Origin of the sequence: Achromobacter deleyi (assembly GCF_902859705.1) — a bacterium.
In the GTDB taxonomy this organism is placed as follows: Bacteria; Pseudomonadota; Gammaproteobacteria; order Burkholderiales; family Burkholderiaceae_B; genus Achromobacter; species Achromobacter deleyi.
In genome coordinates this window covers 177,022-183,103 of record NZ_CADIJO010000013.1, presented here as the reverse complement: position 1 = coordinate 183,103, position 6,082 = coordinate 177,022, and the positions used below count along the sequence as shown (strand labels likewise).

Sequence of the window (6,082 nt, the reverse complement as noted above, 5' to 3'; positions counted from 1 at the left end):
GTGGTGCAGCAGGTGCAGACCCCGATGCCCCAGCCCGCCCCCCAGGCCGCTGCGCAAGCCGCCGAGGCGCCAGAGGCCTTCGGCGACATCACGCGCGGCCTGCTGGCCGCCCAGGCCGACGGCCGCCGCGCGGGCGCGGCGTTGCCGGTGCTGGGCCCGGTGTCGACCGCCGCCTGGAACCGCTACGTGGACAGCTTCACCCGGCCGATCCCCGAGTGGTTCACCAAGCGCGTGCAGACCAACAACACCAATTAGCGTTCTTCCGTTCCGGAGTCGCGATCATGCCAGCCCCTTCTTCTTGTCCTGCGTTTCCCCTGCGGCAGCGTGGCAGCATGACGGTGGCCATCGTATTCGCGGTCATCGTCGGCCTGGTGCTGCTGGGCGTTGCCCAGCTGGGCTATGCCTATTACATGAAGCGGGAAATGCAGAAGGCCTCGGACCTGGCAGCCCTGTCGGCGGTGCAGGTACTGGGCATGGGCGCGCCCGCCGATTGCACGCGGGCGCAGGCGGCCGGCCAGACGGCCGTGCTGGCCAACGTGCCCAATATCCTGGACACGTTTTCCGCGGGCGACGTGACCGTGGAGTGCAAGGTGTGGGACAACACCCGCGCCGATCCCACCGGCATGTATGTGTTCGATCCGGCCAGCGGGCAGGTGCCGAACGCGCTGCGCATCACCATCAACAAGACTCTGACCAGCCTGATTCCCAGTTTCTCGGGCGGCACATCCGGCGGCACGGCGGTGCAGGTGGTGTCGGTGGCGGCCAGCACGCAGCCGGTGGCGGTCTTCACCGTCGGATCGCGTCTGTTGCGCTTGCAGAAAGGCGGCCTGCTGTCGCAGCTGCTGTCCACCGTGGGTGCGTCGCCCGCACAGCTGGACATCCTGGACGCGGCGGGCCTGGCTACCGTCAACATCACCCCGTCCGGCCTGCTGGAAGCGCTGGGCCTGCCGGTGTCGGTGGCGACCGGCGTCGGCACGCCGTCGCAACTGGCGGCGCTGAACAACCTGACGCTGGGCCAGTTGCTGCAAGCCACGCTGACTGTCATGAACAAAGCCGGCAACACCGCCGGCGCCAGCCTGGGGCTGCTGAGCAACGCCATCAACGTGGTGCTGAACGTGATGCCCGTGAATCTGCCGGTCAAGCTGTTCGGCGACGGCGGCGTGCTGGACCTGAACGTGGTGGGCGGGGACATCAACTCGGCCCTGCAGGCCAACATCAATGCCCTGAACGTGCTGGAGGCCGCGCTGGTCATCGCCAACGGCCAGAACCTGGTCAACCTGGGCCTGAACGTGCCGTTGCTGGGGGTGCAGTCGCAAGTGCGCATCGTCGAGCCGCCGACCATCGGCGTGGGCGGCGTGGGCACGCAGGCCACCAGCGCCGGCATTCGCGTCTACCTGCGCGCCAACACCAGCAACATCCCGCTGCTGGGGCCGCTCTTGGCCAATACGCTGGGCACCAAGGTCGACCTCCCGGTCATCATCGACGTCGCGCAATCCACCGGCACCGTGTCCAAGCTGTGCCAGGCACCCCTGACCCAGCAGCAGGCCACCATCGATGTCACCTCGTCGGTGGCCAACATCTGCCTGGGCAAGTTCCCGGGCATGTCGTCGGCCACCGACAACGTGCAGGCCAATTTCCTGTCGATCACCAACAGCTGCCAGCCCAGTTCCTTCGCGGCGATCCAGCGCTACCAGGTGCTGAACGTGCTGGGCATCCTGCCGCTGACCGCCAAGGTGACATTGCCGATCTTCAATTCGACTGCGCCGGTCTCGGTGACGCTGACCCAGCCGCCATCGGCCAATTCCACCGCTACCGTCAATGCCACGTCCATCAACCTGGGCGCATTGGCCTCGAACCTGGCCGATGCGCTGATCGGCGGCATTCTGGGCGACCTGGTCGGCACTGGTACGCCGTTGACGTCGGATCAGCGCACGGCGCTGGCCACCGACCTGGTGGGTGGGGGCGGCAACAACCCTGGCAATTCGATCTCGCAAGTGGTCAACAACATGCAGTGGTCGACCACCGCGCTCAATCAGCTGAGCCAGCGCCTGTCCACCGGTGGCCTGACCGGCGTGCTGGGCGGCACCTTGCAACTGGTGGGCAACATCCTGAATTCGCTGTTGCTCGCGCCCTTGAGCGATCTGACCTGCTCGCTGGCGATCGTGCCCGATGCCATCCGCCAATGCCGCGTCAACGCGGTGGCCTCGCTGGCGCTCAGCGGCGGCAACCAGATCGGCGGCGTGCTGTCGATCGTGGTGGCGTTGCTGCAGCCACTGCTGGGCATGCTGTCGACCCTGCTGCAGCAACTGCTTGACATGCTTGGCCTGAGCGTCGGCCAAACCGATGTATCGCTGCTGTCCGTGGACTGCGGCAAGCCCCGTCTGGTGTATTGATGATGAAGCCCTTGAACCCTGTCCCGCCCTGGCCGGCCCGGTGGTCGCCATGACCCAGAAATTCTCGCGCGAAGAATTCGACGTGTATGTCTGGGAGGGCACGTCCGATATCGCCAGCCGCGCCGAGCGCTGCCTGGTGGGCATGGACGTGTCCCTGGTGCGCGCGGATGCCGGCACGGCGTTTCCGCCGCCGCGTGATCCGACCCGGCCCGCCGTCGCGCTGGTGTCGGTGTCGGTCATGGGCGATAACCGTTTCAGCGGCTACGACTGGCTGTCGGTGCAGGCCATGCCCGTCATCTGGGTGGCCGCCGAGGCGCGCGGCCGCGATCCGCGGTACTACCCGCCCGAGTATTCCTACACGCTGCCGCTGGCGTTCACCACCACCGACCTGCGCAAGCTGCTGTTCGAGCTGCTGGGCACGCTGGACCAGGTCAACCGGTCGGCGCCGCGACGCGAGCAGCCGCTGATCGCGGTATCCGAGCCGATGCGGGCGCTGTTGGCCGAGGCCGACATGTTTGCCGACTGCCGCAGCAACGCGCTGATCCATGGCGAGACGGGCGTCGGCAAAGAGCGGATCGCACGGCTGCTGCACGACCATGCGGCCTGGTCCGACGGGCCGTTCGTGGCGGTCAATTGCGGTGCCATTCCCGAAGGCCTGTTCGAGGCGCATTTCTTTGGCCACGCCAAGGGCGCCTTCACCGGCGCGGTGGGCGCGCACAAGGGTTACTTCGAGCAGGCCAGCGGCGGCACGCTGTTCCTGGATGAAATCGGCGACCTGCCGCTGTACCAGCAGGTCAAGCTGCTGCGGGTGCTGGAGCAGAGCGCCGTGACCCGGCTGGGGTCGACGGTGGAGATTCCGGTCGATTTCCGCCTGGTGGCCGCCACCAACAAGGACCTGCGGGTGCTGGTGGGGCAGGATGAGTTCCGCGCCGACCTGTATTACCGGCTGGCCGTCATTGAATTGCGCATTCCCAACCTGGAACAGCGCGGCCCCGAGGAAAAGGCGGCCATTTTCCGCGGCCTGCTCGAACGCATGGGCTGCGAAGGCGAACCGCCGCCCTGGCTGATCGAACGGGTGGCGCGCACGCGCTATGCGGGCAACGTGCGCGAACTGTCCAACGTCGCCGAGCGCGTGGCGATCGTGCGGCGTCAGTTCAAGGCCTGGGACCAGCCGCGCATCGAACGCATTTTCGACCAGTTGGCCGAACCGCTGCGGGCCACGGGGGCGCTGGGCGGGGCGGGCGCCAATACCCAGTGCGAGCCGCCGGTATTCACCGACGCCGAGCGCGCCGAACGCGCCCGCATTCTGGCCGCGCTGGATGTGAATGGCTGGCGCCGGCAGGATACCGCCAATACCCTGGGCATCAGCCGCAAGGTGTTATGGGAGAAAATGCGCAAACTGCATTTGGGCGGCGGCCAGGGGGAAACCGCCGACGGCATTATCGAAGCGTCCTGATGGGTATGGGGCGCGCAGTATGCCGGTATTTTCAATGCGGTTTTCTGGGCGGCCATATAACGCGCAATAGGGAATCCCCCTTAGCGCACGACATTATCTGGGCGTGCTATGTAAGTGCGTCTGCTTCAAGCGAAATAAATTGCTATAGTTCCGCAACGATTTTTTTGGGGAAGGCATGAACGTCCACTTTATCCGTGCCGCTGCGCGCATGGCGCTGCTGGGTACGGCCCTGTCCGGCCTGGCGGCATGCGCCAGCGCGCAATCCGAACCCCCGCGGCCCACGGTCCAGCAGGTCGAGGACAAGCAGGCCGCGTCCACGCCGGTGACCCCGCCCGCGCCGGCGCCCGCCGCGCGCCCGTCGTCGACGGTGGCCGAGTTGCAGGGGTTGATCCAGAACCGCCAGGTTTCCGAGCTGCGTACGAGCTATAACGGCACGTACGGCGCCAGCCTGCTGTTCAAACCGGACGATCTGACCTATTACGTGGCCCTGTTCCAGCAGAAGGATTTCTGGCGGGTGCTCAAGACCCAATCCGACAAGCAGGCCGAAGCCACGTACCGGGCCTTTGCCGCCCAGTCCGTCGACCTGGCGGAAGTGGATATCAAGCGCATCAAGCTGCAGGCTGAATACACCCACGCCGAAAAGCTCCTGGCCAGCCGCAACGCCGAACTGAGCACGCTGCAGGCCGACCGCACGCTGCGCATGCAGCAGGAAGAGCAGGTTGCCGCCCGCCAGGAACAGTCGCGCCAGGAAGCCACGGCGTTGGCTGACCAGCAAAAGGACGTGCGCCAGCAACTGCGTGACCTGCAACGCCAGATCGACGCCTTGCAAGCCCAGCAGGCGCAGATCGGCCAATCTACCGCGGCCCCCAAGCGCGGCAAGTAAGCCAGGACACGTCAGCGCCTTGGCGCAGGCGAAAGCGGGCCCGCGGGCCCGCTTTTTCTTTGAATCGGCCAAAACCCCGTCGGCGGCATGGCCGTAAGGCTCAAGCCAGGGCTTTCTTGTATTCTGGCTGCCAACCCCCATATTCCATCCATGGCTCTCAAAGTTTTCGACCTCCAGTGCGAGCACGGCCACATTTTCGAAGGCTGGTTCGGTTCGCACGAAGACTATGACGCGCAGCAGGCGCGAGGCCTGGTGTCGTGCCCCGTCTGTGCGTCGGCCACCATTACCAAGCGCCTGTCGGCGCCGCGCCTGAACGTGGCGCACCTGCACGCGCCCGCCACGCCGCCGGCGCCGCCGGCCGGGGCGTCGGATGCCGAGAAGATGTCGGCCTTGCAGGCCGTGGTCATGCGCCAGGTCAGGGCGTTGCTGCGCAACACCGAAAACGTGGGGCCGCGCTTTGCCGAGGAAGCGCGCCGCATGCACGAGGGCGACGCAGACGAGCGCCCGATCCGCGGCACGGCCACGCCCGAAGAGCGCGAGGCGCTGGCCGAAGACGGCATCGACGTGATGGCCGTGCCGGATTTCCTGGACGACGACCGCCTGCAATAAATGTGGGCCCCCACGCTGCGCGTTGCGCGCTTGCTGCCCCCCGTGGGGGCTGCCCGGCCTTCGGGCGGCCGGACATAAAAAAGCGCCAGACCCGTGAGGGCTGGCGCTTTTTTGTACCTGCTGCCGGCTTAGTTGTTGACGCGGCTGCGGTATTCGTTCGTGCGGGTGTCGATTTCGATCTTGTCGCCGATGGCGCAGAACAGCGGCACGTTCAGTTCGTAGCCGGTGTTGATCTTGGCCGGCTTGGTCACCTTGCCCGACGTATCGCCGCGGACGGCCGGTTCGGTGTAGGTGATTTCGCGGACGATGGTCGTGGGCAGTTCCACCGAGATGGCGCGGCCGTCGTAGAAGACCACTTCCACGGGCATCGCTTCTTCCAGGTAGTTCAGGGCATCGCCCATGCTTTCGGCTTCGATTTCGTACTGGTTGTACTCTTCGTCCATGAAGACGTACATCGGGTCGCCGAAGTAGGAGTACGTGCACTCCTTGCGATCCAGTTGGACGACTTCGAACTTTTCGTCGGCCTTGTAGACCGATTCGCTGGCCGAGGCGGTCAAGAGGTTCTTGAACTTCAGCTTCACAACAGCGGCGTTACGGCCGGACTTGTTGTATTCGGCCTTCTGGACCACGAGGGGATCCTTGCCGACCATGACCACGTTGCCGACTCGCAATTCCTGAGCGGTTTTCATCGATAAAACTCCGGGGGGGATGGGTGCACTCGCCGTGCTAGCAAAAAGCCGC

At 65.8% G+C, this 6,082-nt stretch carries 6 protein-coding genes; 5 read left to right on the top strand and 1 reads right to left on the bottom strand.

Features of this window, described 5'->3' with window-relative positions; genetic code table 11:
- The 5 genes from HV798_RS19450 to HV798_RS19430 form a co-directional block, all read left to right on the top strand.
- Window positions 1–255 (top strand): DUF3613 domain-containing protein (locus HV798_RS19450; RefSeq protein ID WP_175216489.1); only part of this gene is annotated, 255 nt, incomplete at its 5' end.
- 26 nt (window positions 256–281) lie between these two features.
- A complete protein-coding gene (locus HV798_RS19445) occupies window positions 282–2,393 on the top strand; it encodes a pilus assembly protein TadG-related protein (RefSeq protein WP_246288953.1) in 2,112 nt (703 codons plus the stop codon).
- Between the two features lie 49 nt (window positions 2,394–2,442).
- Window positions 2,443–3,849: a sigma 54-interacting transcriptional regulator gene (locus tag HV798_RS19440; RefSeq protein ID WP_025140530.1), complete on the top strand. Its 1,407-nt coding sequence runs from the start codon at window positions 2,443–2,445 to the stop codon at window positions 3,847–3,849.
- Window positions 3,850–4,024: 175 nt separating this feature from the next.
- Window positions 4,025–4,732: a DUF2968 domain-containing protein gene (locus HV798_RS19435; protein ID WP_025140531.1), complete on the top strand. Its 708-nt coding sequence runs from the start codon at window positions 4,025–4,027 to the stop codon at window positions 4,730–4,732.
- Between the two features lie 150 nt (window positions 4,733–4,882).
- Window positions 4,883–5,341: a DUF1178 family protein gene (locus tag HV798_RS19430; RefSeq protein WP_175193086.1), complete on the top strand. Its 459-nt coding sequence runs from the start codon at window positions 4,883–4,885 to the stop codon at window positions 5,339–5,341.
- 128 nt (window positions 5,342–5,469) lie between these two features.
- On the opposite strand, the gene efp is transcribed toward HV798_RS19430, so the two are convergent.
- A complete protein-coding gene (gene efp / locus HV798_RS19425) occupies window positions 5,470–6,030 on the bottom strand; it encodes an elongation factor P (RefSeq protein WP_006220534.1) in 561 nt (186 codons plus the stop codon).
- Window positions 6,031–6,082 lie beyond the last annotated feature (52 nt).